We start from the raw sequence: 26,596 nt of genomic DNA on the forward strand, positions 1-26,596 counted from the left end.
CAGGAACAACTTCGATACATATACTATAAAAGGTGGATGTGACCAAGGTGTGAACATAGAGTGAAAGAGAGAGGGAGTTTTATATAAGAGGTAGCGTAAACAAAAAATAAGACCATCACATAAGAGATGGTCAAGGAAGGGGACAATTTATGTCAATTTAATTAGGGATGGAAAGCTGTTCAAGACACTGGGGAATGTCTTATAAATTAGGGAGGAACAGCTCCGATACATATACTATAAAAGGTAGATGTGACCCCCATGTGAACATAGAGTGAAAGATATGAGGATTTGTGAAACGATACATATAAAATGATTATTGCAAGAGTTGTAGAGTAAGAAGAAATATAATAGAAAGTGTCTTGTCATAAATGAAATGAAGTTCGAGTATAAATAAAAGTTGAAAACTAGGAAAAAAAGGATTATGCTCAACTATATTATAAGAATATAAGGTTTATCCCGCTGTTTAAGGTTTCTTATAAGCTTTTATTTATGAGGGGAAAAGGGAGTTAGTGAAATGGAAGTAACAAAAAGACAAGGTCTGTATAATCGTTTTATACGATTAAATCCACCACAAATATTAGCATTAGGTTTTTTTTGCTTAATTGTGGTTGGAGGTTTGTTATTAAAGTTACCACTTGCAACGAAAGTACATATTAGTTGGGTAGATGCTTTCTTTACGGCAACGTCAGCAGCAACTGTAACGGGATTGGGAGTAGTAGATACTGCAAGTACGTTTACGATGTTTGGCGAGATTGTTATTATGTTTTTAATTCAAACAGGTGGTTTAGGTCTTATGACAATTGCCATTTTAATTGTTTGGGTATTAGGTAAAAAAATCGGATTACGCCATCGCTTATTAATTGGAGAGGCATTTAATCAGACAAATATAGGTGGTCTCGTAAAATTAGTAAAACGTGTCTTTATATTTTCAATTTGTATTGAGCTTATTGGAGTCATCTATTTATCATTTCGTTTTATTCCAGAGTTTGGCTTTGGAAAAGGTGTATATTATAGCATTTTTCACGTTATTGCCTCTTATAATAATGCTGGATTTGCTTTATGGCCGGATAATTTAACAAGGTATGTAGGAGATCCTATTATTAATATTGGGATTTGCTCATTAATTGTAATTGGTGGTCTCGGTTTTACTGTATTAATTGATATATGGTATAGCCGTAGTTTTCGAAAATTATCACTTCATTCCAAAATCATGATTATTGGAACGGTAGCGCTAAATGTGATAGCGATGATTGTGATTTTTGTATTGGAATATAATAATGTGAAGACGTTAGGGAATTTACCTTTAAATGAAAAGTTATGGGCTTCTTTCTTTCAAGGTATTACTCCTCGTACTGCTGGATTTAATACAGTTGACTACGGGGGAATGGAAGAATCATCTATATTATTTACGATGGTTTTAATGTTTATTGGTGCAGGAAGTGTATCAACAGGTGGAGGGATTAAATTAACAACGTTTGTTATTTTAGTTACATCTGTCCTTTCTTTCTTTAGAAAAAAAGAGGAAATCGTTTTATTTCAGCGCACAATTAAAATGTCAACAGTAACGAGAGCGTTAGCCATTGCTGTTGCCAGTCAAATACTCATTTTTGCAGCAGTATTTTTATTAATGCTTACAGAAAACTTCAGCTTTATTCAGTTACTATTTGAAACAATTTCAGCGTTTGGAACAGTAGGGTTAACGATGGGGATTACTGCAAAGTTATCAGCGTTTGGAAAATGTATTATTATGTTTGTTATGTTTTGCGGATTAATTGGACCGTTAACACTTGTGTTTTCTTTAGCGCGACCAGCAAAACAAAAAATTAAATATCCATCGGAAGATGTATTTACAGGATGAGGTATCCCGCATAAGCGAGATACCTTTTTCTTTTTAAAAAAGGGAGAACAATAATCCGACAAGTGCTACTCGGAATAAAATTGCAATGAGTGCTGCAATTCCGCCGACAATCGCAGCGATACCACCAGTTACAGTAGCTCCGCGATTATAAGCGTAAATTCCTAGTAATACAGAAACAAGACCAAATAATGTTGGGAAGGTAAAGAGTGATAAGATAGATAGGGCAAGAGCGATAAAGCCAGCAGTTGATCCAGCGGCGGACGATCTTACATCATCTTTATGATCTTTCTCATCGTAATCATAATCCATGCGCTGTGGTGCAACCTCAGCTGCATATTCTTCTTTATAGTCACTATAATCACTATCTATTCTATCTCTTTTTTTATACTCATCAAATTTCTCAGTCAAAGTCATGACTCCTTTCATAACAAGGTTCAATAGTAGTATGTATCTCTTTTTCTTTTTTATCCCGCTTTAATGGGCAGTAAGCCCCCCACCTCAAAATTCAGCGAAAGCAAAGAAGTTAGGTGGGGGTCGGGCTGCCCATTAAAGTCCGATTGGTGAGGGCTAATAATCAGTGGGGGATGAAGAAAACCCTCACTGATTAAAGTTTCACTTTATCCGAGTATGTACAGGGAGTAATATCCATTTAGAAGGGAGAAATTGTTTTTTTGAAATAGGAAAAGTTAGTATGACTTCCTCTATTTTGGAAAGTATAAAAAAGAATAATGAGGAAAGGGTGCAATACATAATGGAACATCCAATTGAAAATTTAATGAAAACAGCAATGACAAATTTAAAAGAGATGGTAGATGTAAATACGATTGTCGGAAGTCCAGTTTCAACAGCTGATGGAAATGTAGTATTAACAGTATCTCAAGTGGCTTTTGGTTTTGGAGCTGGCGGAAGTGACTTTAAAGGTGATTTTATTTCCGAAAAACATAATAACGGACAAGGGCAGCATAAAGAGAATAAGCAAAGTCACCCATTTGGAGGCGGAAGCGGGGCTGGGGTTTCTATTAGCCCAGTTGCTTTTTTAGTAGTTGGTTCAAACGGTGTGCAAGTATTGCACCTCAATAGTAGTACACATTTAATTGAAAAGGCTTTAAATACTGTACCAAGCACTGTAGATAAATTTGTAAATGGTCGCCAAAAGTGAACTTGCATTTTTTAGGAATTATGATATATTAGAAAAAGTGCGCTTTAGGATGATCGGAATAATTGAACTGTAAATATATATGATGTGTGGAATAAGGGAGAGGAATTTATGATTAATATCAAAAACTTAGTATTTGGCTTATGTATGTTAGTAAGCGGTTTTGTTGTATATGTAATAAAAGAAAAAGCTCCATTCTAAAACAGACAAACCGTTACTGTCTGTTTTTAATTTGTACAAAATGTTGACAAGTTATTGTATTGGTGTTAAAATTTTAATTCGTGTCTCGGTTACAGCTAGTATAAAGTAAATAAATCTTATAAATATAATACGAAAAGTTTGCGAAAGATCGGGTAGTCTTACCAACAACTTTTGTGAACAAACCCTATAAATTATAAGTGTAGGCTTTATAGGTATACTAGTGAATCAAGGAGCGGTCAGTGGAACCGTAATGATGAGAGAGAGGTAGGGCTTTCATCCAGTATATGTTACTTTCCCGTTAGGTGAATATAAAAAAGAGGACTCCTTTTCAAAAGGAGTCCTCTTTCTTTTTGTATAATACATTTAAGTACGGCTCTCAACGTGCTGACAAATTTCATCTGTTGTTAAACCATGAGCTACAACTACCTATCCCTTGATTGATGCATCTGCAATTCCCATCATATTAAAATCTTGCTCAGTTACAATACAACAATCACACCCTTGTGCATCATGTTCTGAGTTGAGGGTAATAACTTCATGTCCTTGTTTAACATCTATTAATGAGTTTTCAACGCCAATTCTAGCCATAATTCGCACTTTCTACCATCTATTTGCTAGTATAATCAAGTACATCGCATATATTTATCCTGATATTTACAGGTGGACTGAGTAAAGTGTCACTTTACTTAGTCGTTATATACACCAGTAAGCATTTGACTTACGAATTGATCGTTTAAAGTATCTTGGGCAGAAGAAGTATTTGAATGAATGTCGATGGAAGCAATAAAATTATTATGTTCTTTATTATTTGGTTCTACTTCTACATAATTATCGAATTTACAAAAACCTTTCGTATCCATTAGATCAAATAGTTGAAGCATTTCTACTACCTCTTGTCTCGTTCCTTTAATTTGTACACACGCCATATTGATTTCCTCCTTCATTTTGACAAATTGTTTTTTAAAAATAGGATTATGATTGCGAGATGAAAAATATGAATGTTATTTTTAGACAGCGTTATTTTTATTATTTTCCCCCTTTTTCAGCAAAAGTCGTTATATATTCCCGAATTTATAAAAACGGACGTCCGTTTATTGAATACAATAGATTCGTATCAATTGATGAAAATCCTTCTTTTAAACAAATATTTTTTTTAGTGAAAATTGGCGAAAAAAAAATTTTGACTTTTTGTAAACGTTAACAATGCTGTTAAATCAATATAATCAAAGATGTACGTACGATTAAAAATTATAAATTTTCTAAAAATTAACTTGATTTATTTAGAAAGGAGAGTAAACTAGGAAACAATAAAAAATTCATAGAACATAGGAGGCGCTTTCCAGTGAACGAGCAATGGATTTTCTTAAATGGAGAATTTGTTCCAAAAGACGAGGCAAAAGTTTCAGTATATGATCATGGTTATTTATATGGCGATGGAGTATTTGAAGGAATTAGAGTATATAGCGGTAATGTTTTCCGTTTGAGAGAGCATCTTGTCCGGTTATATGAATCAGCAAAATCCATCATGTTAGAAATTCCATATTCTTTAGATGAAGTAACGAATATTGTTGTTGAGACGATTCGACAAAATAAATTATCTAATGGATACATTCGCCTTGTTGTATCGAGAGGAGCAGGAAATCTTGGATTAGATCCTGATTCTTGTAAGACACCGAATGTAGTAGTAATTGCAGAACAACTATCTTTATTCCCTCAAGAATATTATGAAAAAGGGATTCCGGTGGTAACAGTTGCAACGCGCAGAAACCGTCCAGATGTTTTGTCGCCTCAAGTAAAATCATTAAATTACTTAAACAATATTTTAGTTCGTATTGAAGCGAAATTAGCTGGAGTACAAGAAGCACTTATGTTAAATGATCAAGGATACGTAGCTGAAGGCTCAGGAGATAACGTGTTTATTGTAAAAGGAAATAAATTAATTACACCCCCAAGTTCTGCTGGAGCGTTAGAAGGTATTACACGAAACGCTATTTTAGAAATCGGTGAAAAACTTGGATATGACGTTAGAGAAGAGTTATTTACAAGACATGATGTATATGTAGCTGATGAAGTATTTTTAACAGGAACGGCTGCTGAAGTAATTGCTGTTACGACAGTAGATGGTAGAACGATTGGTTTAGGGCAAACAGGTCCACATACGAATCGTTTATTAGAAGAATTCCGAAAGTTAGTTATAGAAGATGGAGAGAAGATTTATGAAGAAAATAAAGTTGGATAACAACTTTTTATAACATAAGAAAGCGTTGAGAGGGAGGAGTAGTTGATTGTGAAGCCTCACAGAGAGTCGGTGGTTGCTGAAAACCGATGGTTCACGTCGACGAACATCGCCCTTGAGTGCTAAGCTGAAGCGTTTGTCTAGGCTTAGACGGTAGCTCCGTTATTAGCTAGACTCATTTATGGGTCACTGAGGCAAGAGTATTCTTGCAAAGAAGGGTGGTACCGCGAAATCTTTCGTCCCTTCAGCACATAGCTGGAGTGTGGACGTAGGATTTTTTTTATTGATAAAAGTTTTCAAAAAGGGGGCTTATAAGAACAATGTCTTCAAAAACGGAAGAGAAACTGGCAACTGGTGCACAGCTATTGTTAGAAGCGCTAGAAAAGGAAGGAGTAGAGGTGATTTTTGGTTATCCTGGTGGTGCTGTTTTACCTCTTTATGATGCACTCTATGACTGTGAAATTCCGCATATTTTAACAAGGCATGAGCAAGGAGCTATTCACGCCGCTGAAGGGTATGCCAGAATTACTGGTAATCCAGGGGTTGTCATTGCAACGAGTGGACCAGGTGCTACAAATGTTATTACGGGTCTAGCAGATGCGATGATTGATTCATTACCACTTGTTGTATTTACAGGGCAAGTAGCAACAACGTTAATTGGAAGTGATGCTTTCCAAGAAGCGGATATTATGGGGCTTACGATGCCGGTGACAAAACATAACTATCAAGTGCGAAAGGCTTCAGATTTACCTCGAATTATTAAAGAAGCATTTCATATTGCTAGAACAGGAAGACCAGGCCCAGTCGTTATTGACCTTCCGAAAGATATGGTAGTAGAGCAAGGAGAACGATGTAATGACGTACAAATGGATTTACCAGGATACAACCCTAATTATGAACCGAATCTACTCCAAATAAACAAATTATTACAAGCAATTGAGACTTCAAAAAAACCGTTAATTTTAGCTGGAGCAGGTGTATTGCATGCGAAAGCTTCGAAAGAATTAACAAGTTTTGCTCGTAAATATGAAATTCCTGTTGTGCATACATTACTTGGTCTTGGTGGTTTTCCGCCGGATGATGAGCTTTTTCTAGGGATGGGAGGGATGCATGGTTCTTACACAGCTAATATGGCGTTATATGAATGCGACTTACTTATTAATATAGGTGCAAGATTCGATGATCGCCTTACTGGAAATTTAGCTTATTTTGCTAAAGAGGCGACCGTTGCGCATATCGATATTGATCCAGCGGAAATCGGAAAAAATGTACCGACTGAAATTCCTATTGTTGCAAGTGCTAAGCGAGCGCTAGAAGTATTACTTCAACCAGAAGGAAGGAAAGAAAATCATCATAAGTGGCTCTCTTTATTAAAGAGTAGAAAAGAAAAGTATCCACTATCTTATAAACGAAATTCAGAAAGTATTAAGCCTCAATATGCAATTGATATGTTATATGAAATTACGAAAGGAGAAGCGATTGTAACAACAGATGTTGGGCAACATCAAATGTGGGCAGCCCAATATTATCCGTTGAAAAACCCAGATAAATGGGTAACTTCAGGGGGATTAGGGACGATGGGATTCGGATTTCCAGCAGCAATTGGTGCACAAATTGCAAAGCCTGAAGAACTAGTTATTGCAATTGTCGGTGACGCTGGATTTCAAATGACCTTGCAAGAATTAAGTGTGTTAAAAGAACACTCTTTACCTGTTAAAGTATTTATTTTAAATAATGAAGCTTTAGGAATGGTAAGACAATGGCAAGATGAATTTTATAACAAAAGATATTCGCACTCTTTACTATCGTGTCAACCAGATTTCGTTGCTCTTGCGAATGCATATGGCATAAAAGGAGTGCGCATAGATGATCCACTTCTTGCAAAGAAGCAAATACAGCAGGCGATTAAATTACAAGAACCAGTCGTAATTGATTGCCGTGTACTTCAATCAGAAAAGGTAATGCCGATGGTTGCACCAGGGAAAGGAGTTCACCAAATGGAGGGAGTGGAAAAAAGGTGAAGAGAATTGTTACAGCGACAGTTCGAAATCAAAGTGGTGTGTTAAACCGAATTACAGGTGTTATGACACGAAGACATTTTAATATTGAAAGTATTTCAGTAGGTCATACAGAATCATCAGATATATCGCGGATGACGATTGTTGTACACGTTGAAAATGAACAGCAAGTGGAGCAGTTAATTAAACAACTTCATAAGCAAATTGATGTTCTGAAAGTATCAGATATTACAGAAGAAGCGATGATCGCAAGAGAACTTGCACTTATTAAAGTCGCAACATCAGTAGCAAGAGCAGAATTATATAGTTTAATTGAACCGTTTCGAGCCGCTGTAATAGATGTTGGGAAGGATTCCATAGTTGTGCAAGTAACTGGTACGCAGGAGAAAGTAGAAGCATTAATTGAATTACTTCGTCCGTACGGTTTGAAAGAAATTGCTAGAACAGGTGTAACAGCATTTACGCGTAGTATGAAAAAACAAGATAAGCAAGTTATGTTAATTCAATAATCATTTAAATATAGGGGGAAATGAAAATGGCAAAAGTTTATTATGAGAAAGATGTAATGGTAAATGTATTAAAAGAAAAGAAAGTAGCAATCATTGGATACGGATCGCAGGGTCATGCGCATGCGCAAAACTTACGTGATAACGGATTTGATGTAGTAGTAGGTTTAAGAAAAGGGAAGTCTTGGGATAAGGCGAAAGAAGATGGATTTTCTGTATATACAGTAGCAGAAGCAGCGGGAAAAGCTGATGTAGTAATGATTTTACTACCGGATGAACTGCAGCCAGAAGTATATGAAGCGGAAATTAAGCCGAATTTACAGGCAGGAAATTCTCTCGTTTTTGCACACGGATTTAATGTTCACTTTGATCAAGTGAAACCACCAGCAAATGTAGATGTATTTCTAGTAGCACCAAAAGGACCAGGGCATCTCGTACGTCGTACGTTTGCTGAAGGAGGAGCTGTTCCTGCATTATTTGCAGTATATCAAGATGCAACAGGAGTTGCGACTGAAAAGGCACTTTCTTATGCCGATGGAATTGGAGCGACGAGAGCTGGTGTATTAGAAACAACATTTAAAGAAGAAACAGAAACAGATTTATTTGGAGAGCAAGCTGTGCTTTGCGGCGGAGTAACTGCGCTAGTAAAAGCTGGATTTGAAACGTTAGTTGATGCCGGATATCAGCCGGAACTTGCATATTTTGAATGTTTACATGAACTAAAACTAATCGTTGACCTTATGTATGAAGGCGGACTTGAAAATATGAGGTATTCAGTTTCAGATACAGCGCAGTGGGGCGACTTCGTATCAGGACCACGCGTTGTGACTGAAGATACGAAGAAAGCGATGGGTGCAGTGCTAGCAGAAATTCAAGATGGTACGTTTGCGAGAGGCTGGATCGCAGAACATAAAGCAGGAAAACCAAATTTCCATGCGACAAATGAGAAAGAGAATGAACATGAAATCGAAGTAGTTGGACGTAAATTACGTGAAATGATGCCTTTCGTGCAGCCGCGAGTAAAGGCAGGGATCAAATAATATGAAGCAGATTTTGTTCATGGATACAACGCTACGTGATGGCGAACAATCACCAGGAGTGAATTTAAATGAACAAGAGAAATTGCAAATTGCAAGGCAATTAGAGAGACTAGGTATTAATGTCATGGAAGCTGGCTTTGCAGCAGCTTCCGAAGGGGATTTTCAATCGGTAAAACGCATCGCAAATACGATTCAAAATGCTACAGTTATGAGTTTAGCTAGAGCGAAAGAAAATGATATTCGAAGGGCATATGAAGCGGTGAAAGGTGCTGTATCTCCCCGTTTACACGTATTTTTAGCTACGAGTGATATTCATATGAAATATAAGCTTTGTATGTCAAAAGAAGATGTATTAGATAGTATTTACCGCTCGGTTACACTCGGGAAATCATTATTTCCGACAGTACAATTTTCTGCAGAAGATGCGACAAGGACAGCAAGGGATTTTTTAGCTGAAGCAGTAGAAGTTGCGATTCGTGCAGGAGCGAATGTAATTAATATTCCAGATACAGTTGGATATACGAATCCAGAAGAATATTATTCTCTTTTTAAATACTTACAAGAAGCCGTTCCTTCCTATGAAAAAGCAATTTTCTCTTGTCATTGTCACGATGATCTTGGGATGGCTGTAGCAAATTCGCTAGCTGCGGTTGAAGGCGGAGCATTGCAAGTAGAAGGAACAATTAATGGAATTGGAGAAAGAGCAGGGAATGCGGCGCTAGAAGAGGTCGCAGTTGCTCTTCATATTAGAAAAGATTTCTATAAAGCGGAGTCTTCTATGACGCTAAAAGAAATTAAAGCGACGAGTACATTAGTAAGCAGATTAACAGGTATGGTTGTACCGAAAAATAAAGCAATCGTTGGAGCGAATGCATTTGCTCATGAATCTGGAATTCATCAGGATGGTGTTTTAAAAGAAGTGACAACATATGAAATAATTGAACCAGCGCTAATAGGCGAATCTCAAAATCTATTCGTACTTGGAAAACATTCTGGACGTCACGCATTTACAGAAAAAATGAAAGAGCTTGGCTATGAATTTACAAAGGAAGAACGAGACGCGGTGTTTGAAGCATTCAAAAAATTAGCTGATCGTAAGAAGGAAATTACTGAGGAAGATTTACGTGCGCTTATGCTTGGGGAAGCAGCATTTGCGGCTCAGCAATATAACATTACGCAACTACAAGTACATTTCGTATCAAATAGTACACAATGCGCGACAGTTGTACTAAAAGACGAGGAAGGAAATGTATACGAAGATGCAGCTACTGGTTCTGGTAGTATTGAGGCAATTTATAATGCAATCCAAAGAATTTTAAGATTAGAATGTGAATTGGCGGATTATCGCATACAATCTATTACACAAGGTCAAGACGCACTAGCTCATGTTCATGTTGAATTAAGAGAAGGAACGCATCAAGTATCAGGTTTTGGTGTTGCGCAAGACGTATTGGAAGCGTCGGCAAGAGCATATGTCCATGCAGCAGGGAAATTAAAATCTCTTATAGCGCTTGTGAAATAAGTGTTTGGTAGGTGAGAGGGAAGTTTCCTTACCTATCAAATCAAAGTTCTGAAAATTCAGTTAAAAGGAGTGTTGAAATTGGAAAAACGTATCGTTTGTTTAGCTGGTGATGGTGTTGGTCCGGAAATTATGGAAAGCGCGAAAGAAGTATTGCATATGGTAGAGAGGTTATATGGACATCATTTTCACTTACAAGACGAGTACTTTGGCGGGAGTGCTATCGATTTAAATGGGCAACCATTACCACAACGAACGCTTGCTGCTTGTTTAGCAAGTGATGCGGTTTTACTTGGAGCGGTTGGTGGACCAAGGTGGGACGGTGCGAAAGAAAGACCGGAGAAAGGATTATTAGCTTTAAGAAAAGGGCTCGGTGTATTTGCGAACGTTCGCCCTGTAACGGTAGAAAGTGCAACGGCACATTTATCGCCATTAAAAAAGGCTGATGAAATTGATTTCGTTGTCGTTCGTGAGTTAACAGGTGGGATTTATTTTTCTTATCCGAAAGAACGGACGGACGAAGTAGCAACAGATACACTTACGTATCATCGCCATGAAATTGAACGTATCGTTTCTTATGCTTTTCAATTAGCAAGTAAGCGGAAGAAAAAAGTAACATCTATTGATAAGGCGAATGTTTTAGAATCTAGTAAACTATGGAGGACTGTGACAGAAGAAGTAGCACTTCGTTATCCGGACGTTGAACTAGAACATATTTTAGTAGATGCAGCTGCGATGGAGTTAATTCGGAATCCAGGACGGTTTGATGTAATTGTAACGGAAAATTTATTTGGGGATATTTTAAGTGACGAGGCTTCCGTATTAGCTGGATCATTAGGAATGCTTCCATCAGCAAGTCATGCGGAAAAGGGACCTTCATTATACGAGCCTATTCACGGATCAGCACCGGATATTGCCGGAAAAAATAAGGCAAATCCAATTGCCATGATGCGCTCCGTTGCCATGATGCTTGGGCAATCGTTCGGATTAACGAGAGAAGTGTGTGCAATTGAAGACGCAATTTCTGCAGTCCTTAAATCAGGAAAATGTACAGCAGATATCGGAGGGACTGAAACGACAACTTCATTTACGAAGGCAGTTATGCAAGAAATGGAAGAACAAGCGCTAGTAGGGAGAGGGAGATAATGGGGAAAAGGTTGCTAGATAAGCTTTGGGAAAGACACGTAGTTACGACAAACGAAAATGGATTGGATTTATTATATATTGATTTGCATCTTGTTCACGAAGTAACGTCACCGCAAGCCTTTGAAGGCTTGCGGCTTACAAATCGAACGGTCCGCAGACCAGATTTAACATTCGCAACGATGGATCATAATATCCCGACGAAAGATGTTTGGAATATTACGGATCGCATTGCGAAGCAGCAACTAGATACACTTCGGGAAAACTGTAAACAATTTCAGGTACCGTTAGCGGATATCGGGGATGAAGAGCAAGGGATCGTTCATGTTATCGGACCAGAACTAGGGCTCACGCAGCCAGGAAAAACAATTGTTTGTGGTGATAGTCATACAGCAACGCACGGTGCGTTCGGTGCGTTAGCATTCGGCATTGGTACGAGTGAAGTGGAACATGTATTGGCAACGCAAACGTTATGGCAACGTAAACCGAAAGCGATGGGCATTGAGTTAAAAGGGAAATTACAGAAAGGTGTCTACGCAAAAGATATTATTTTGCATCTCCTTTCAAAGTACGGTGTAGCAGTTGGAACTGGATACGTAATGGAATTTTACGGAGAGACAATTGGAGCTATGGAGATGGAAGAGAGAATGACGCTTTGTAATATGGCAATTGAAGGAGGAGCGAAGGCTGGCATTATAGCACCAGATGAAAAAACATTTACTTATGTAAAAGGACGTAAATATGCACCGAAAGACTATGAAACTTTCGAGAAAAAATGGTCTGAACTGTATACAGATTCAGATGCAATTTATGATTTACATATTTTGATAGATGTGGCGGATTTAGCACCGTACGTTACGTGGGGAACAAACCCGAGTATGGGTGTTCGTATTGATGAAAAATTGCCAGAAAAGCATGATGCAAATGACGAAAGAGCATTTTCTTATATGGGATTAAGCCCTGGACAAAGTACGTATGACATTCCAGTTCAGCATGTTTTTATTGGATCTTGTACAAATTCCAGGCTCTCTGATTTAGAAATTGCTGCATCTGTTGTGAAAGGGAGAAAGGTAAAAGAAGGTGTGCGAGCACTCGTTGTGCCTGGATCGAAAAGAGTAAGAGAAGCTGCGATGCAAAAAGGACTACATCACATCTTTGAAGAAGCTGGATTTGAATGGAGAGAACCTGGATGTTCAATGTGTCTTGGAATGAATCCAGATCAAGTACCTGAAGGAGAACATTGTGCTTCCACTTCAAACCGTAATTTTGAAGGAAGACAAGGAAAAGGAGCGCGAACACATTTGGTTAGCCCAGCAATGGCGGCAGCAGCTGCGTTATATGGTCATTTTGTTGATACTAGAAAGGAGAGTTATGATGGAGCCGTTTCGTATTCATAAAGGTACTGCCGCAGTACTAATGAATGATAACATTGATACAGATCAAATTATTCCGAAGCAATATTTAAAGAGAATTGAAAGGACCGGATTTGGCAAATATTTATTCGATGAATGGCGTTTTGATAATAACCGCCATGAAAACCCTAATTTTCCACTTAATGCACAAGATAGAAAAGGGGCAAGCATATTAATTACAGGTGATAATTTTGGTTGCGGTTCTTCAAGAGAACATGCTCCGTGGGCGCTTGCTGATTATGGTTTTCGCGTTATTGTCGCTGGCGGGTTTGCAGATATTTTTTATATGAATTGTATGAAAAATGGTATGTTACCAATTGTAATGGATAAAGAAATGCGCGAACAACTTGCCAAAACGGATGCGAGAGAACAAATAGAAGTAGATTTAGAGAATGAAGTAATTACAACGAGTACGCACAGGCTTCATTTTACAATCGAGAAAATGTGGAAAGAGAAATTATTAAATGGTCTAGACGAAATTAGTATTACGATGCAATATGAACAAGAAATTGTAGAATATGAAAGGAAAGTAGCTTTATATTAAGAAATAACGGAATGTTCAAAATGTATTTACATTCAGAATTAAGTATTATATACTATGTAAAAATCAGAGGAGAAAGGGAGTAAGTATTATGAAAACAATGCAATCTATTAAAATGCTTACACAACTACATCATCATACATAAAGCCCTTGAACCTAGCGTGAAAACGTGTAGGCACAAGGGTTATTCCCGTTGTACCTACACTCTACTAAAGAGCCTTGTAGGTATTTTGTCTACAAGGCTCTTTTTATTTTCGGTTTAGGTGAATGAAATAGGCATACATTAGAAAGGGAAAGGTGTGAGAATTTAGATGACAAAATGGAAGCGTGCAAACCCAAATGGAACGAGAGATTATTTATTCGAAGAATGTACGTTAATTGAAGAAGTGGAGCAAAAATTAAGGCGTACTTTTTTAGAGAGAGGTTATGAAGAAATAAGGACACCTACAATTGAATTTTATGATGTGTTTGCCTTTCAAAATAGACCGATAGATGAAGAAAAGATGTATAAATTTTTTGATGAAAAGGGACGGATTATCGTCTTGCGTCCAGATATGACAATTCCTTTAGCGAGAGTGATGGGAACGCAGAGATGTGATACGCCACTTAAAGTAACGTATAGCGGGAATGTATTTCGAGCAAATGAGTCTCTTACTGGAAAATATAATGAGATTGTACAAAGTGGTATTGAAATTATCGGGATTGATAATGTAAGAGCGGAAATTGAATGTGTCATAAGCGTTATTCAATCACTTCAAAAGTTGAAAGTACAATCTTTTACAATAGAGATTGGGCAAGTGCAGTTATATAAATGTATTGTAAAAAAGCTCTCTATTCATGAGGAAGAAGAGAAAGTACTTAGAACGTATATTGAAAGTAAAAATTATGCTGCGCTATCAAATTTTATTAGAGAAAAGAAATTAGATCGATGTGATGAAACAGTAAGATTATTGGAGAAATTACCAAGGCTTTTTGGGAATTTAGAAGTGATTGAGGAGGCAGAAAAACTCGCCTCAAGTAATGAAATGAAAATGGCTATTGCAAGAGTGAAAGAAATATATGAAGCGATTGAAAAACTAGGCTATGGATCTTACATATCAATTGATTTAGGTATGATTCAACATTTGGATTATTATACAGGTGTTATTTTCAAAGGGTATATATATGAAATTGGGGAAGAAATTGTTAGTGGCGGAAGATATGATGAGCTAATTGGAAATTTTGGAGAAATGTTGCCGGCTGTTGGACTCGCGGTGCAAGTCAATCAAATTGTGAAGGCACTACAAGAGCAACAAGAGCCATATGAACGAAAGAGAATAGATATTATCATTCATTATGAGTTAAATAGATTAGCAGAAGCGGAACGATTACGAAGTTTACTTCAAAAGGACGGAAAAAAAGTAGAGCTATCTTTATTCTCTAATGTAAATGACACCTTTCAATTTGCAAGAAAAAATCAAATCGGAACGGTCGTTGAGGCAAAGAATGAATCATTAGTGGAATATGTGTGGAAAGAAAAATGGGTAGTCCAGAAAGAAGGAGAAACTTCATGCGTAACATTCAAATTGCGTTAACGAAAGGAAGATTAGAAAAACATGTGATTCCGCTCTTTGAGCAAATTGGAATTGATTGTTCAGAACTCAAAAATAAAGGAAGAAAGCTTGTCTTTCAAAGTAAAAATACAGATATCTCATTTATTTTAGTGAAAGCAGTAGATGTTGCTACTTATGTGGAACATGGAGTAGCTGATATTGGAGTCGTTGGAAAAGATGTTTTAATGGAAAACGAGAAAGATATTTATGAAATGTTGGATTTAGGAGTAGGTGTGTGTAAGTTTTGTGTTGCTTCTATTCCTACTTATAACGCGAAGAGCTACCGGAAGAAACGTATTGCGACGAAATATCCACATATTACTTCTAACTATTTTCATGATAAAGGAGAAGATGTAGAAATTATAAAAATAGAAGGTTCGGTAGAAATTGCGCCTATTCTTGGATTGGCAGATGCGATTGTTGATATTGTTGAAACAGGAAAAACATTACAAGAAAACGGGCTCATTGTATTTGAAGAAATGTGTTCTATATCCGCTCGAATGATTGTAAATAAGGCTGCATTAAAAACTAAAAAAGACGAAATATTTAGTATTGTAAATATGATGGAACAAGAAATTTTATCAGGAAAATAGGGGGATTAAAATGGAAATCGTTTATGAAGATTTCAAAGAGGCGTTATCGAAAATAAAATTGCTACGAGAAAACGCTAATATAATAGAAGAAACTGTTCAAAGAAGTGTAAGTGAAATCGTTCAAAATGTAAGGGAAAGTAGGGATGAGGCCCTATCTTTTTATACAAAAAAGTTTGATGGTGTAAAGGTTAAAGAATTTCGCGTAAGTGAAGAAGAAATAAAACAAGCGAGTATGTTTGTCGAGAATTCATTTTTAGAAGCGTTACAAGAGGCGAAGAAAAACATTATTTCATATCATGAAAAGCAAAAAAGGCAATCTATATTCGATTGCGCGAGTAAAGGCATCATTAGAGGACAAATCATTCGGTCATTAGAGAATGTAGGAGTATATGTGCCAGGCGGAACTGCTTCGTATCCTTCGTCAGTGTTAATGAATGTATTACCAGCAAAACTCGCTGGTGTGAAAAAGATTGTAATGGTAACACCGCCAAGAGAAGGAGGAATTGATCCACATATTTTAGTTGCTGCAAGCCTTGCAGGAGTAGATGAAATTTATACGATAGGTGGTGCGCAAGCAATTGCTGCTTTAGCGTATGGGACGGAATCGATTCCGAAAGTGGATAAAATAGTTGGACCAGGAAATTTATACGTCGCTCTAGCGAAACGAGAAGTATACGGAATAGTAAATATCGATATGATTGCTGGACCGTCAGAAATAGTAGTTATTGCTGATGAAACCGGTAATGCAAAATATATCGCTGCTGATTTACTGTCACAAGCAGAACATGACGAGAGAGCAACAGCAATTTGTATTACAACGAATACAGAGTTAGCAAAAGAAGTAGAAAAAGAGATAGAAAGACAGTTGGAAACATTACCAAGAAGCGAAATTGCACGTGAATCAATAAATAGAAATGGAGCTATTTGTATTGTTCCTTCTTTAGAGAAGGCACTACAATTGTCGAATGAAATCGCTCCAGAACATTTAGAGTTACATATAAAAGAACCGATGAGTGCTCTAGCTTATGTGAAACATGCAGGATCTATTTTTCTTGGACCATACGCACCAGAACCGCTCGGTGATTATTTAGCAGGACCGAATCACGTGTTACCGACAAGTGGAACGGCAAGATTTTTTTCACCGTTATCAGTCGATGATTTCGTGAAAAAATCAAGCTTTCTGTCTTATACGGAGGAAGCGTTAAGAGATGTACAACATCATATTGTAGAACTTGCCAATAAAGAAGGGTTACATGCGCATGCGAGAGCAATTCAAATAAGATTTGAGGAGGAAGAATAATGCGTGAGTCTAGTCAAATACGTGAGACGACAGAAACAAAAATAAAATTAAGTTTACAGCTTGATGAGGAAAAGGGCGTTTCTGTACAAACGGGAGTTGGATTTTTTGATCATATGCTAACTTTATTTGCAAGGCATGGAAGATTTGGTTTACAAGTGGAGGCGGAAGGCGATGTATTTGTTGATGCGCATCATACAGTTGAAGATGTTGGAATTGTACTCGGGAATTGTTTGAAAGAAGCCTTGCAAAGTAAAGAGGGGATTAACCGTTACGGCTCCGCATATGTACCGATGGATGAGTCTTTAGGTTTTGTCGCAATTGATATAAGTGGACGCTCGTATATTGTATTTCAAGGAGAATTAACGAATCCAAAGCTAGGGGATTTTGATACAGAACTAACGGAAGAGTTTTTTAGAGCAGTTGCTCATGCTGCCAATATTACATTACATGCTCGCATTTTATACGGAAGCAATACACATCACAAAATTGAAGCATTATTTAAAGCGTTTGGTCGAGCGCTTAGAGAAGCAGTCGAAAAAAATGCCAACATTACTGGTGTAAATTCAACGAAAGGGATGTTGTAATTGATTGCTATTATAGATTATGGAATGGGAAATATTCGTAGTGTAGAACAAGCATTAAAATATATTGGAGCAGCGTACATCGTAACGAGTGATAAAGAAGAGATTTTTAGAAGTGATGGAGTGATTTTACCAGGAGTAGGTGCATTTCCAAAAGCGATGGATGTATTGGAAGAAAAAGATTTAGTGCGTGTGTTAAAAGAAGTCGGGATTTCAGGGAAACCGCTTCTGGGCATTTGCTTAGGAATGCAACTTTTATTTGAAAAAAGTGAGGAACTACAAGACTGTAACGGATTAAGTTTATTGCCAGGTGTTATTCGAAAGTTAAAGGTTCCTTATAAAATTCCTCATATGGGATGGAATGAGTTAAAGAAAGAGGGAGAAATAGCACTTTGGAATAGAGTAGAGAATGGTTCTTTCGTATATTATGTCCACTCTTATTACGCAGATTGTCCAAATGAAATTGTGTATGGAATAAGTGAATATGGGGTGAAAGTACCTGGTTTTGTAGCAAAAGGAAATATATACGGCGCACAGTTTCATCCTGAAAAAAGTGGTGACATTGGGATGCAAATGTTGAAAAATTTCAAAGGAGTGATAGAAGCATGGAAATCTTCCCAGCTATCGATTTAAAAGAAGGTCGATGCGTTAGACTTTATCAAGGCGAGTTTAGTAAAGAAACAGTAATGAATGAAAATCCGGTTGCACAAGCGATTATATTTGAAAAATTGGGAGCGAAAACACTACACATTGTTGATTTAGATGGTGCAGTTGCTGGGGAGTCAGTAAATTTTCTCGTTATTGAAAGAATTTGTAAGGCAGTACGTATTCCTGTCCAAGTTGGAGGAGGAATTCGCTCACTTGTAGTGGTGGAGAAGTTATTGTCAGTAGGTGTAGATAAAGTGATTTTAGGAACAGCTGCTCTTTATGATAAGGCATTTTTAGAAGAAGCAGTTCTTCTATATAAAGAGAAAATCATTGTTGGCATTGATGCGAAAAATGGTTTCGTAGCAACGAGAGGCTGGCTTGATGTGTCTGAAATTTCTTACATTGATTTAGCGAAGCAAATGGAGAATGTAGGTGTTCAAACGATTGTGTTTACAGACATTTCGAAAGACGGGACACTTGCAGGGCCGAATGTAGAGCAATTGGAGTTACTACAAAAAAACGTTGCTATTCGTCTTATTGCTTCTGGAGGAGTGGCCTCTATTCAAGATGTGAAAAAATTAAATGATATGAATATATATGGCGTCATAATTGGTAAGGCTCTTTACGAGAAAACGATTGATTTAGAAGAAGTGTTAGAGGTAACGAAGTTATGTTAGCAAAACGCATTATTCCATGTCTAGATGTGAAAGAAGGGCGAGTCGTAAAGGGTGTAAATTTTATAGGATTACAAGATGTCGGTGATCCTGTTGAAATAGCCGCTCTATATAATGAGGCGGGAGCAGATGAAATAGTATTTTTAGATATTACGGCAACGCATGAAGGACGAAAAACGATTATAGATGTTGTAGAAAAAACAGCATCAAAAGTATTTATTCCTCTTACAGTTGGCGGGGGGATTTCAAGTGTTAAAGATATGTACAATTTATTAAGAGCTGGGGCAGATAAAGTTTCAATTAACTCAGCAGCAATGCGAAACCCAAAATTAATCGAAGAAGGGGCAGAACACTTTGGCTCACAATGTATTGTAGTAGCAATTGATGCTAGAAAAGTAGCAGAAGATAAGTGGAATGTATATGTGAATGGCGGAAGAGTTGATACGGGAATGGATGCAATCGGGTGGGCAAAGCGCGTTACCGAGCTAGGGGCAGGCGAAATTTTGTTAACGAGTATGGATGCAGATGGAACGAAAAATGGATATGACCTTCGTTTAACAGAAGAAATTTCAAAAAGTGTTTCCGTACCAGTCATTGCGTCAGGTGGCTGTGGTCATGCTGATCACATTATAGAAGTTTTTCAAAAAACAACAGTCGATGCAGCGTTAGCAGCATCCATCTTTCATTATGGTGAGGCGACAGTGCAGGACGTAAAGAGAAAATTAAGAAACGTAAACATTGAGGTGCGGTTATGAAACCTAACTTTTCAAAAGGATTATTACCAGCAGTTGTAATGGAAGAAGGGACAAAAGAAGTTTTAATGCTAGCTTATATGAATGAAGAAGCATATGAAAAAACGCTAGAAACGAAAAGAACTTGGTTTTATTCTCGTTCAAGAAGGTCGTTATGGAATAAAGGAGAAACATCAGGAAATGTCCAATATGTGCAATCTCTTTATTTAGATTGTGATCAAGATTCAATCGTTGTTGTCGTAAAGCAAGTAGGACCTGCTTGTCATACGGGAGAGAAGACATGTTTTCATTACAAAATTATTTAGGGGGATACATATGGAAAACGCCTTTACATTACTATTTGAAACAATTGAAGAACGAAAGAGAAATCCACTTCCTGAATCATATACAAATTACTTGTTTTCAAAAGGAGAAGATAAAATTTTAAAGAAAATTGGTGAGGAATGTACGGAAGTAATTATCGCATCTAAAAATAATGATAAAGAAGAGTTAGTGAAAGAAATGGTTGATGTATTGTATCACTGCTTCGTTTTATTAGCCGAAAAAAATATATCATTAGAAGATATTATGGAGGAAGTAACAGAAAGAAATGGGAAGCTTTCGAGATTAGGGGACAGAAGAGAAATAGATACATTATAAGGGGGAATATGTATGAAAGTGGATTATCACATTCATTTAGAAGAAGGGCCGTATTCAATAGGATGGCTAGCTAAAATAAATGAAGCACTGCAACATTATGAACCACTTAAAGAAGAAAAACATTCTATGGAATGGCTTGTGAAAACACAAGAACGTCTGCAAAGGCGTGTGAAAGAAGGGCCATTTACAACGAAATGGATTGATTTATATTTAGAAGAAGCTTTGCGAAAAGGTATAAAAGAAGTTGGGATTGTCGATCATTTATACCGTTTTTATGAAGCGAAAGAATACTATGAAAGATATGTCGATATTAGTGATTCGAAGCTTGGTCGTTTACAGAAGGAATGGTTAGACCAAGTAAGGGTAGCGTCACTACATGATTTTACAAAGGCAATTGAAGAGGCAAAAGAACGGTGGAGTAAAAGAGGTGTTACGCTTAAACTTGGAATTGAAGCGGATTATTTTATTGGTGGTGAACAAGAATTACAATCTTTACTCGCATTAGGAGATTTTGATTATGTAATTGGTTCTGTTCATTTTTTAAATGGATGGGGATTTGATAATCCAGATACGAAAGAATATTTTAAGGAACATGACTTATATGCTTTATATGATACGTTTTTCAAAACGGTGGAGTGTGCAGTTCGTTCTGAGTTATTTGATATAATAGCTCATCTTGATAACATAAAAGTATTTAATTACCGACTAGATGAGAATGAACAACTTTCTTATTATAAGGAAATTGCGCGTGCGTTAGTAGAAACAAATACGGCAACGGAAATAAATGCGGGATTGTACTATCGATACCCTGTGCGCGAGATGTGCCCGAGTCCACTATATTTACAAGTATTAGCTAAGCACGGGGTCCCGATTACACTTTCCTCAGATGCTCATTATCCAAATCATTTAGGAAAATATGTGGAAGAGAATATAAAGACGTTACGCAATCATGATATTTCGCATGTAGCTACATTTACGAAACGAGTAAGAACGATGCGATTGTTTGAAGAAGAAGTTACAATTTTAAAATGATCATGATTTTTTGATGAAAACCTACCTTTTTGTTCAAAATAAGAAAGAATAAAAAGGAGGGTAAAGAAATGGCGAGACAACAAAATAAACAAAATGTACAAGGTGCACAGCAACAAGCGTATACTTCTGAAACGAATGCTACTTCTCAATCCGTTATCGAGGAACAAATTAGTGATACAGTTGCAGAAGGAACGATCGATGTGAAGCTTGGAAAAGAATCACAAGAGAAAGCATAAGAAGAGAGGAGACTTGCATCTCCTCTTTTTTCATGGAAAAGTGTCGATTTTCAAAACTATAATCAAATTCCTTGGTTTTTATATGTGGATTTCTTACAATGAAAGATAAGAGCTATCTTATTTTCTGTAGAAGAGGTGTTAGTAGTGGCAAAAATATTAGTAGCAGGGAAAATTCCAGCAATCGGATTAGAACTATTAAAGGATCATGATGTAGAAATGTACGATAAAGAGGCGTTAATTTCTTTAGATGAATTAACAGAGCGTGTAAAAGATAAAGATGCATTGTTAAGCTTACTTTCTACAAAGGTGACAAAAGAAGTGATTGATGCGGCACCTAATTTAAAGATCGTTGCAAACTATGGTGCTGGTTACGATAATATTGATTACACGTATGCTGGAGAAAAAGGGATTTCGGTAACGAATACACCGAAAGTATCAACGGAAGCGACAGCTGAATTAACATTTGCACTTCTTTTAGCAGCTGCACGTAGAATTCCTGAAGGTGATACGTTATGTCGTACAACTGGATTTAATGGATGGGCACCGTTGTTTTTCTTAGGCCGCGAAGTACACGGTAAGACAATTGGAATTATTGGCCTTGGAGAAATCGGAAAGGCAGTTGCAAAGCGTGCAAAAGCGTTTGGAATGAATATTTTATATACAGGACCGAATCGAAAGCCTGAAGCTGAAAGTGAACTGGAAGCAACATATGTAACATTGGAAGAATTATTACAAACAGCAGACTTCATTACAATTAACTGTGCGTATAATCCGAAATTGCATCATATGATTGATGAAGAACAGTTTAAAATGATGAAGAAAACAGCGTATATTATAAATGCTTCACGTGGACCAATTATGCATGAATTTGCACTTGCTCATGCATTAAAAACGAATGAAATTGAAGGGGCAGCTCTTGACGTGTTTGAATTTGAACCGAAAATTACTGAGGAGCTAAAAGGATTAAAGAATGTAGTACTTGCTCCTCATGTAGGAAATGCAACATTCGAAACACGTGATGCGATGGCTGAAATGGCAGTGAAAAATATTTTAGCCGTATTAAACGATGAAGAGCCTGTAACACCTGTAAATCAAAAATTATTAGTTACAAAATAAAAAGAAACCTTCCGGAATCGGAAGGTTTTTCTTATTTTTCTTTATTTGCTCTTTTAGATGGTCTTTGTCTAAGAAATTGAGATAGCATATACAAAATATATAGTGGAATAGCAATGAATAAGAAAACAGAAAAATTACCGAACCCTGTTTGGTACATTGTTATAATGATTCCAACTAAAAATAGTGTAATAATGATGCTATATCGTGGAATTGGTACATCTTTTAAACTTGGGATACGAATGCGGCTCACCATTAAAAATGCGAACGTTACAAATACTGTAATGAGAACGATTTTTGGAATGGTATGTGAAAATAATGTTAAGAAAGCAACAAGCCCTCCCGCTGCTGTAATCGGTACCCCAGTGAAATATTTCATTGAAGTAGAAGATGGTGTTACATTAAATCGTGCTAAACGATATGCTCCAAAAAGAGGGAATAGTCCCGCTATGTATAGTCCGATGATTCCGTAATTGGAGAAAGATGTGTAATACATGAGGACAGCAGGTGCTGCACCAAATGTTACGACATCCGCCAGCGAGTCAAGCTCTTTTCCCATTTGTGAATCAACACGTAATAAACGAGCAACACGCCCATCAAGACTATCTAACATCATCCCGATAAGTACTAAAATAGCAGCTGATTTATAATATCCTAAAGATGCATAGCCGATTGACAAGAATCCACTATATAAATTTCCGAGCGTAAATAAGTTTGGAATAGCTGCTCTATACAAAATCTGATCCCTTGCTTTCTGTAATAAATTCTTAATTAGTGTATGAAAGTTTACTTATTTTATCATACCATAAATTTCTTCCTCATACGAAAAAAATTCCCAATTTGTGAAAGATTTCAAAGCAGAATGATTTGAAAAATAAGTAAAAAAAGAAGCAACTTTTATAAAAGTTGCTTCTTGCACTATTCAAATTTCGTTGTCATTGTTCCGGTTTTATATCGATTGTTAGGATCGAAACGTAATAAATCTCCATAAATGAGTTTGTCGGAGAGTTTCAATTCAGTTTTTGCTTTTTCAATATTCGGTTGACATAATGAGATTTCTGCTTCTTCACCTGTATTTCGTTTATAGCACATGTTTTTTGTATACACATAATCTTCTGAAACGAAGCTACCATCACGCATTACCATAAGTGGGTCTTCTTCTTTAATAAATAAGTCAGTTCCAAATTCAACGGATTGATTTGTTTTAATACCAAGTAAATGAAGTAGCGTTGGTTTAATATCGATTTGACCAGATACTTTAGAGATGACTTTTCCTTCTTGACCAGGTACGTGAATAATGAGAGGGACGCGTTGTAATTGCATAGAATCAAACGGTGTAATAGCGTCTTTCCCAAGGAACTGAGCCATAGCTGCGTTATGGTTTTCAGAAATACCGTAATGATCTCCGTAAATGATAATAACGGAATTATCATACAGCCCTTCTTCTTTTAATTGTTTAATAAATTGTTTAAGAGCTTCATCTGTGTAACGAACAGTTGGGAAGTAACGGTTTACAACACCACTTTCGGAATTAAACTCATCAACATATTGATCTTCTGGATTTAGAAGAAATGGAAAATGGTTTGTTAAAGTAATGAACTTTGTATAGAACGGCTGTGGTAAAGATTTTAGCTTTGGAATCGATTGTTCAAAGAACTCTTTATCTTTTAATCCCCAACCGACAGACATTTGCTCTGTGCCTACGTAATCATTTAAATTAAAGTAACGATCATATCCGAGTGCTGGATACATTACATCACGATTCCAAAACGTTTTGTCGTTTGAATGGAAGACAGCGGAAGAATATCCGTATTTCTTTAATTGTTCTGGTGTAGCTGTATATTCATTTGTTGCGTGAGTAAAGAATACAGAACCGCGGTCTAACGGATAAAGTGAATTTTCAACGATAAATTCAGCATCAGAAGTTTTACCTTGTCCTGTTTGATGATAGAAGTTATCGAAATAAAAACTATCTTTAATAAAATCGTTTAAAAATGGAGTAATTTCTTTTCCATTTATTTTTTTATTAATAACAAAACTTTGTGTAGATTCCATTGAAATCAAAATGACATTTTTACCTTTTGCAGCTCCAAATAAGTTTTTATCAACTTGCTTATCTTTTGAATCTGTATAGTTTTTAATTTCAGAGAACCCGTCTCCACTTGCGAATACACGTTCAGCTGAAGATTTAGATTGAAGTGTAATATCAAATAGATGATATGTGTATAAACCTAAATTTTTCACGACAGTTTGACGGTCAAATGAGCGTGAGAACATTTGTGGTTTATAAATAACTGAAACAACAATTTGTAATGCTAATAGAGCAGTTACACTGCTAAAGAAAGTTCGCTTCTCAGAGCGAGAAAGTGGCGTTTTGTCACAAAATGCCGGGAATTTCCGCGAAAGAAACATTAAAATAATTGCATCTGCGAATAAAAGTAATGTTTTATACGTAAAGAGTTCTTTTATACTCGTCCCTAAATCAGCCATATTATTTGTTTGAAATAATACTGGGAATGTAACGAAATCGTTATAAAACCCATAAAACATTGCATTTCCAAATAAAATGAATGATAGTATAAAACTAATTCCAACTATAATGCGATTTCGGTTTTTAGATGCAAATAAAGCAAAACCGAAAAATAAAAGTAACGCAGCTAGTGGATTAATAAAAAGCATAAATTCTTCAAAGAAATTATCAATTTTAATATCAAATGCTAGCTTGTACACAATATATGTTTTTATCCATAATAAAACGACTGCAACGAGTGCAAATCGCAGTTTTGGAAACAGACGTTGTAGCATAATATACTCCTCTCCTAAAAAGCATGACAGTTCTTGTGAGTCGATTTGATTAGCGCCTCATTTTATATATACGAACAGTCCTTTGTTATTATGTTTATTATACTATGAGTATCATTATACGAAAATAAAAGAGAGTTGTGGGCTTTTTTATAATAATTGAGTAGAAAAAGGGCGGTAGGAGACAATAAAACGGAGTTCCTATGTATGATTATTGTCGTGCGTAGAAAGAATCGTGTAACAATACGGAGGTTATAATGCGAAAATTATTATATTTTATAGTATGCAGTAGTGTTATACTTTTTGCTTCACCGAGTGTGTCGGTAGCTCAATATGATGCACCTCTTATGGAAGATGCCCTTTATTCTGTTTTATTTCCGAAAATAAATAAAGCAATTGAAAAACAATACGGGAATTTGAAACCTTATCAATGTCCTAAAATCATCAGTTTAAAAAAAGTGTATAGCGGTACATATTTATTTCAAGCGGTTATTGAAGTGACGAAGTATGAACAGATTGGTGGGAAAATTGTTCCACCATTTGAGAAGGTAACGATTACATTTAATAACGAAGAGGGCGAATGGGAAGTAACAAAGATAATAGTAAAGCGCTTACCAAATGATACGAAATTAAACTGCAAAAAAACAATATAAAAAATTGTTTGACAAATAAAATGGTCCTTTGGTATTGTTAATAGCAACAATTAGATGTTTGAAAATTAAATAGACTTACCTCATCTACTCTCAAAGGTAGAGGCCGCGATAGGAAAGAGTAAGCTATGGGAGATTTAATGGAATCTGTGATCATAGGTTGAAAGGGACTATTGCCGAAATATAAGAATAACCATCTTATTCATATATTGGGACTGCATTGAATAAATGTAGTACTGTCATAAGATTTATTTTATGGAGAGCTATTTGGAGATGTTGATGCGGTTTCTTATTTTGAGGAGATAACAACTCGTTTATTTTTTCAATATATATTTTTCCTAATAAGAAACGCGT

29 protein-coding genes, 1 pseudogene, 1 riboswitch and 1 other annotated feature are annotated in these 26,596 nt (G+C 36.4%); of the genes and pseudogenes, 25 read left to right on the forward strand and 5 right to left on the reverse strand.

Annotation, left to right across the window (positions count from 1 at the left end; all coding sequences use genetic code 11):
- Positions 1–514: 514 nt before the first annotated feature.
- Complete coding sequence (locus tag FS742_RS16885) at positions 515–1,858, forward strand: TrkH family potassium uptake protein (RefSeq protein ID WP_144613787.1); 1,344 nt, start codon at positions 515–517, stop codon at positions 1,856–1,858.
- A 33-nt stretch (positions 1,859–1,891) separates the two neighbouring features.
- On the opposite strand, the gene FS742_RS16890 is transcribed toward FS742_RS16885, so the two are convergent.
- Positions 1,892–2,284: an imidazole glycerol phosphate synthase gene (locus tag FS742_RS16890; RefSeq protein WP_144613901.1), complete on the reverse strand. Its 393-nt coding sequence runs from the start codon at positions 2,282–2,284 to the stop codon at positions 1,892–1,894.
- A gap of 265 nt (positions 2,285–2,549) precedes the next feature.
- On the opposite strand from FS742_RS16890, the gene ytfJ reads away from it, so the two are divergent.
- Both ytfJ and FS742_RS16900 read left to right on the forward strand, forming a co-directional pair.
- Positions 2,550–3,017 (forward strand): GerW family sporulation protein, encoded by a 468-nt coding sequence (ytfJ, locus tag FS742_RS16895; RefSeq protein ID WP_002096773.1) that lies wholly within the window; start codon positions 2,550–2,552, stop codon positions 3,015–3,017.
- Positions 3,018–3,125: 108 nt separating this feature from the next.
- A complete protein-coding gene (locus FS742_RS16900; protein WP_144613789.1) occupies positions 3,126–3,215 on the forward strand; it encodes a phosphoribosyl-ATP pyrophosphatase in 90 nt (29 codons plus the stop codon).
- 429 nt (positions 3,216–3,644) lie between these two features.
- On the opposite strand, the pseudogene FS742_RS16905 reads toward FS742_RS16900, so the two are convergent.
- Both FS742_RS16905 and FS742_RS16910 read right to left on the reverse strand, forming a co-directional pair.
- Positions 3,645–3,803 (reverse strand): annotated as a pseudogene (locus tag FS742_RS16905) (YkuS family protein); the annotation flags it as partial.
- A gap of 98 nt (positions 3,804–3,901) precedes the next feature.
- Positions 3,902–4,141 carry a DUF3911 family protein gene (locus FS742_RS16910; protein ID WP_000752504.1) on the reverse strand — a complete coding sequence of 80 codons (240 nt, stop codon included), beginning with the start codon at positions 4,139–4,141 and terminating at the stop codon, positions 3,902–3,904.
- Positions 4,142–4,200: 59 nt separating this feature from the next.
- Between FS742_RS16910 and FS742_RS28215 the strand changes: the two genes are divergently transcribed.
- The 21 genes from FS742_RS28215 (at position 4,201) to FS742_RS17015 (ending at position 22,793) form a co-directional block, all read left to right on the forward strand.
- Complete coding sequence (locus FS742_RS28215; RefSeq protein ID WP_144613793.1) at positions 4,201–4,416, forward strand: hypothetical protein; 216 nt, start codon at positions 4,201–4,203, stop codon at positions 4,414–4,416.
- A 141-nt stretch (positions 4,417–4,557) separates the two neighbouring features.
- Positions 4,558–5,454, forward strand: coding sequence for a branched-chain-amino-acid transaminase (gene ilvE, locus FS742_RS16920; RefSeq protein ID WP_144613795.1), 897 nt, complete (start codon positions 4,558–4,560; stop codon positions 5,452–5,454).
- Positions 5,455–5,470: 16 nt separating this feature from the next.
- Positions 5,471–5,698 (forward strand) — a binding site (T-box leader).
- Positions 5,699–5,771: 73 nt separating this feature from the next.
- The gene (ilvB, locus tag FS742_RS16925) at positions 5,772–7,472 is read left to right on the forward strand and encodes an acetolactate synthase large subunit (RefSeq protein WP_144613797.1); all 1,701 of its coding nucleotides are present in this window, start codon (positions 5,772–5,774) and stop codon (positions 7,470–7,472) included.
- Positions 7,469–7,978, forward strand: a complete 510-nt coding sequence (gene ilvN / locus FS742_RS16930) for an acetolactate synthase small subunit (RefSeq protein ID WP_000822948.1) — start codon at positions 7,469–7,471, stop codon at positions 7,976–7,978. Before ilvB ends, ilvN begins: the two co-directional genes overlap by 4 nt.
- A gap of 26 nt (positions 7,979–8,004) precedes the next feature.
- Positions 8,005–9,015: a ketol-acid reductoisomerase gene (ilvC, locus tag FS742_RS16935; RefSeq protein WP_144613799.1), complete on the forward strand. Its 1,011-nt coding sequence runs from the start codon at positions 8,005–8,007 to the stop codon at positions 9,013–9,015.
- Position 9,016: 1 nt separating this feature from the next.
- Entirely contained in the window at positions 9,017–10,537 is a 1,521-nt protein-coding gene (leuA, locus tag FS742_RS16940) for a 2-isopropylmalate synthase (RefSeq protein ID WP_144613801.1), read from the forward strand.
- Between the two features lie 78 nt (positions 10,538–10,615).
- Positions 10,616–11,680, forward strand: coding sequence for a 3-isopropylmalate dehydrogenase (gene leuB / locus FS742_RS16945; protein WP_144613803.1), 1,065 nt, complete (start codon positions 10,616–10,618; stop codon positions 11,678–11,680).
- The gene (leuC, locus tag FS742_RS16950) at positions 11,680–13,074 is read left to right on the forward strand and encodes a 3-isopropylmalate dehydratase large subunit (protein WP_144613805.1); all 1,395 of its coding nucleotides are present in this window, start codon (positions 11,680–11,682) and stop codon (positions 13,072–13,074) included. Before leuB ends, leuC begins: the two co-directional genes overlap by 1 nt.
- Positions 13,052–13,633 (forward strand): 3-isopropylmalate dehydratase small subunit, encoded by a 582-nt coding sequence (leuD, locus tag FS742_RS16955; protein WP_144613807.1) that lies wholly within the window; start codon positions 13,052–13,054, stop codon positions 13,631–13,633. The genes leuC and leuD overlap by 23 nt, the downstream gene beginning before the upstream one ends.
- Positions 13,634–13,941: 308 nt before the next feature.
- Complete coding sequence (gene hisZ / locus FS742_RS16960) at positions 13,942–15,204, forward strand: ATP phosphoribosyltransferase regulatory subunit (protein ID WP_144613809.1); 1,263 nt, start codon at positions 13,942–13,944, stop codon at positions 15,202–15,204.
- Positions 15,180–15,815 (forward strand): ATP phosphoribosyltransferase, encoded by a 636-nt coding sequence (gene hisG / locus FS742_RS16965; RefSeq protein WP_144613811.1) that lies wholly within the window; start codon positions 15,180–15,182, stop codon positions 15,813–15,815. The genes hisZ and hisG overlap by 25 nt, the downstream gene beginning before the upstream one ends.
- Before the next feature lie 10 nt (positions 15,816–15,825).
- Positions 15,826–17,115, forward strand: a complete 1,290-nt coding sequence (gene hisD / locus FS742_RS16970) for a histidinol dehydrogenase (protein ID WP_144613813.1) — start codon at positions 15,826–15,828, stop codon at positions 17,113–17,115.
- Positions 17,115–17,699, forward strand: coding sequence for an imidazoleglycerol-phosphate dehydratase HisB (gene hisB / locus FS742_RS16975; RefSeq protein WP_144613815.1), 585 nt, complete (start codon positions 17,115–17,117; stop codon positions 17,697–17,699). Before hisD ends, hisB begins: the two co-directional genes overlap by 1 nt.
- Entirely contained in the window at positions 17,700–18,329 is a 630-nt protein-coding gene (hisH, locus tag FS742_RS16980) for an imidazole glycerol phosphate synthase subunit HisH (RefSeq protein WP_144613817.1), read from the forward strand.
- The gene (gene hisA, locus FS742_RS16985) at positions 18,302–19,021 is read left to right on the forward strand and encodes a 1-(5-phosphoribosyl)-5-[(5-phosphoribosylamino)methylideneamino]imidazole-4-carboxamide isomerase (RefSeq protein ID WP_144613819.1); all 720 of its coding nucleotides are present in this window, start codon (positions 18,302–18,304) and stop codon (positions 19,019–19,021) included. The genes hisH and hisA overlap by 28 nt, the downstream gene beginning before the upstream one ends.
- Entirely contained in the window at positions 19,015–19,773 is a 759-nt protein-coding gene (hisF, locus tag FS742_RS16990; protein WP_144613821.1) for an imidazoleglycerol phosphate synthase cyclase subunit, read from the forward strand. The genes hisA and hisF overlap by 7 nt, the downstream gene beginning before the upstream one ends.
- Positions 19,770–20,075, forward strand: coding sequence for a phosphoribosyl-AMP cyclohydrolase (gene hisI, locus FS742_RS16995; RefSeq protein ID WP_073517398.1), 306 nt, complete (start codon positions 19,770–19,772; stop codon positions 20,073–20,075). Before hisF ends, hisI (FS742_RS16995) begins: the two co-directional genes overlap by 4 nt.
- A 10-nt stretch (positions 20,076–20,085) precedes the next feature.
- A complete protein-coding gene (hisI, locus tag FS742_RS17000; RefSeq protein WP_144613823.1) occupies positions 20,086–20,409 on the forward strand; it encodes a phosphoribosyl-ATP pyrophosphatase in 324 nt (107 codons plus the stop codon).
- A gap of 12 nt (positions 20,410–20,421) precedes the next feature.
- Complete coding sequence (locus FS742_RS17005; protein ID WP_144613825.1) at positions 20,422–21,441, forward strand: histidinol phosphate phosphatase domain-containing protein; 1,020 nt, start codon at positions 20,422–20,424, stop codon at positions 21,439–21,441.
- A 68-nt stretch (positions 21,442–21,509) separates the two neighbouring features.
- Positions 21,510–21,677 carry a YozQ family protein gene (locus FS742_RS17010; protein ID WP_144613827.1) on the forward strand — a complete coding sequence of 56 codons (168 nt, stop codon included), beginning with the start codon at positions 21,510–21,512 and terminating at the stop codon, positions 21,675–21,677.
- A 144-nt stretch (positions 21,678–21,821) separates the two neighbouring features.
- A complete protein-coding gene (locus FS742_RS17015; protein WP_222124847.1) occupies positions 21,822–22,793 on the forward strand; it encodes an NAD(P)-dependent oxidoreductase in 972 nt (323 codons plus the stop codon).
- A gap of 31 nt (positions 22,794–22,824) precedes the next feature.
- Here the strand turns inward: FS742_RS17015 and pssA are convergent, their stop codons facing one another.
- Together pssA and FS742_RS17025 are read right to left on the reverse strand one after the other, a co-directional pair.
- A complete protein-coding gene (gene pssA / locus FS742_RS17020; RefSeq protein ID WP_000285422.1) occupies positions 22,825–23,526 on the reverse strand; it encodes a CDP-diacylglycerol--serine O-phosphatidyltransferase in 702 nt (233 codons plus the stop codon).
- Between the two features lie 182 nt (positions 23,527–23,708).
- On the reverse strand, positions 23,709–25,595 hold the full coding sequence (locus FS742_RS17025; RefSeq protein WP_144613830.1) for an LTA synthase family protein: 1,887 nt from the start codon (positions 25,593–25,595) through the stop codon (positions 23,709–23,711).
- A gap of 254 nt (positions 25,596–25,849) precedes the next feature.
- Here FS742_RS17025 and FS742_RS17030 point away from each other — a divergent pair, with 254 nt between their 5' ends.
- Positions 25,850–26,245 carry a DUF3888 domain-containing protein gene (locus FS742_RS17030; protein WP_144613832.1) on the forward strand — a complete coding sequence of 132 codons (396 nt, stop codon included), beginning with the start codon at positions 25,850–25,852 and terminating at the stop codon, positions 26,243–26,245.
- 89 nt (positions 26,246–26,334) lie between these two features.
- Positions 26,335–26,516: riboswitch (Lysine riboswitch) on the forward strand.
- Positions 26,517–26,596: the final 80 nt, after the last annotated feature.

It is taken from the genome of Bacillus cereus (assembly GCF_007678085.1).
GTDB lineage: Bacteria > Bacillota > Bacilli > Bacillales > Bacillaceae_G > Bacillus_A > Bacillus_A cereus_BE.